3 protein-coding genes are annotated in these 1,702 nt (G+C 60.9%); 2 read left to right on the forward strand and 1 reads right to left on the reverse strand.

Going from position 1 to position 1,702, the window contains the following annotated elements; all coding sequences use genetic code 11:
- Positions 1 to 101: 101 nt before the first annotated feature.
- Positions 102 to 461 (reverse strand): hypothetical protein, encoded by a 360-nt coding sequence (locus MFF64_RS36430; RefSeq protein ID WP_238193893.1) that lies wholly within the window; start codon positions 459 to 461, stop codon positions 102 to 104.
- A 335-nt stretch (positions 462 to 796) separates the two neighbouring features.
- On the opposite strand from MFF64_RS36430, the gene MFF64_RS36435 reads away from it, so the two are divergent.
- Positions 797 to 1,249 carry a hypothetical protein gene (locus MFF64_RS36435; protein WP_099902635.1) on the forward strand — a complete coding sequence of 151 codons (453 nt, stop codon included), beginning with the start codon at positions 797 to 799 and terminating at the stop codon, positions 1,247 to 1,249.
- Between the two features lie 6 nt (positions 1,250 to 1,255).
- Positions 1,256 to 1,588, forward strand: a complete 333-nt coding sequence (locus tag MFF64_RS36440) for a hypothetical protein (protein ID WP_099902633.1) — start codon at positions 1,256 to 1,258, stop codon at positions 1,586 to 1,588.
- Positions 1,589 to 1,702: the final 114 nt, after the last annotated feature.

Below are 1,702 nucleotides of genomic sequence, written 5' to 3' on the forward strand. Positions count from 1 at the left end.
TTCACGAGCGGTCTCCCTCGGTCTCGGCGTCTCGGCGGAGGCTGGCCTCCAGGGCTATGGCGAAGTCGATTGTCTTTCGGGCGTCGAACTCGCAGGCGAACTTATTCCTCGTCGTCCTCGTTCGGATCGTCTTCGTCATCCGCTGTGTCGTCCGGGAAGGTCTCGGCTAGGTGACGGTTCAGCAGAGCCGTAGGCGGGCGGCGGTAACGGCGTGCCATCCTTGTCTCAATACAGGGAAAGACGTCATCGAGATCGATAATTATTAGACCCAATTCTAGAGCGGCATCCTGGAACGATTGAATGGTTGTCCCGTGAAGACGCTCGACGTTGAGGACCTTCTTCAGTTGGGCGCGAGTGAGGAGAAAACGGCCGCGCTCCTTGCCGCGAAACTCGGCCTCGTAGATGCCTTCCCAGAGCATGTGGGCGGCAAGACGGAGTCTTTCAGGTGTGACAGTGGTCATCAGAAACCTCGATTTCGGTCATAAACGTGACCCCATTGCGGGAAACACGTTCGGAAGCTAGGTCGCTTTTCTGACCCTATCAAGAGTTTTTTTCAAATTTTTGGGTGGGCTGTCCAGGGTAGGGGTGGTCGCGCCTTCTGAAGGCAGCAGGCGAGCATCCGCTGTCGGTCAGGCGGGCCTTGGCCGACGCAACGGCCGCGGCGGGAAACTGCTCGGGGTCCGTGGCGACGAGGTGCTCAACCGTGCATGTGCCGGGTTCGCTCACGACCAGCCCGTCAGGGTTGACATGCTTCCCTCCGGTTTGCTACCCATTAGGTAGCAAACCGGAGGGAAGCATGAACCCGTTGTCGTACCGCGTCCCGGGCAAGGGCGAGGAGTGGTGGACCAACCCATCCGAGTGGCTCACCCACTACATGGACGCCGATCCGGAGAAGGGCAGGCCGAAGATTTCGGATGCCGAGCTTCTCAGGCGCATCCAGGATCTGGGTTACGGGGGCGGTAGCCGGGGCACTGTTTTGAAGTGGCGGCGGGGCGAGAAGATGATCCCGCCAGAAGATTTCCCCAAGATCTGCCTTGCTCTCGGCTTTGAGCCAGATGATGTCGAGTGGATGACCTGTGAGGTTCTGCGGGAAGCTTTTCCGGAGATCAAGTATTTTATTCGTGATCCGCTCAAGGAGCGGAACTCGCGCGCGCTTCAGACGCTGAAGTTCCACGAGGAGCTTCGAAAACTGGGTCGCTCTCTCAAGAAGGCCAACCTTGAGCGCCAGTTGTCCGAGATCGAGGAGTAGAGAAACATGTCCCACACCATCGCGACGCTCATCGGCATCTGCGAGAAGCGGCCCGAATACCTCGACCGCAAGATCTGGGTCGGGGTATCGGAGAACGGGCGTCGGCTCGATCATACCTGCTGTCGGTCGAGTGGCATGATCTGCGTCGGCTCTGCGAACGACAACGCCGAGTTCCCGCCGTTGGAGGCCGTGTGGATGATGCAGCTTCTCCGGCACGAGCCGGAAAGGCTGTACTTCCGCGCCCCTCCGATCGGCGCGGGGGGGAAGAGCCGCCTCAAGGTCGTCCGCTGGGAGAGGATCACCCTCGGCGAGTTCCTCGGGGTCGGCGAGGCGGCGTGAGGGATAGACGCGGTCGGAGAGTTGCCTCCGACCGTTCTATGTCCCGTCATGTCTTCCGATCAGCGCCGGAGCCGCCCCTGCCGGTGCCCCGCGGTGATGACGAGGCCCTGGTCG

This window comes from Methylobacterium frigidaeris, assembly GCF_022179185.1.
Taxonomy (GTDB): Bacteria; Pseudomonadota; Alphaproteobacteria; order Rhizobiales; family Beijerinckiaceae; genus Methylobacterium; species Methylobacterium frigidaeris.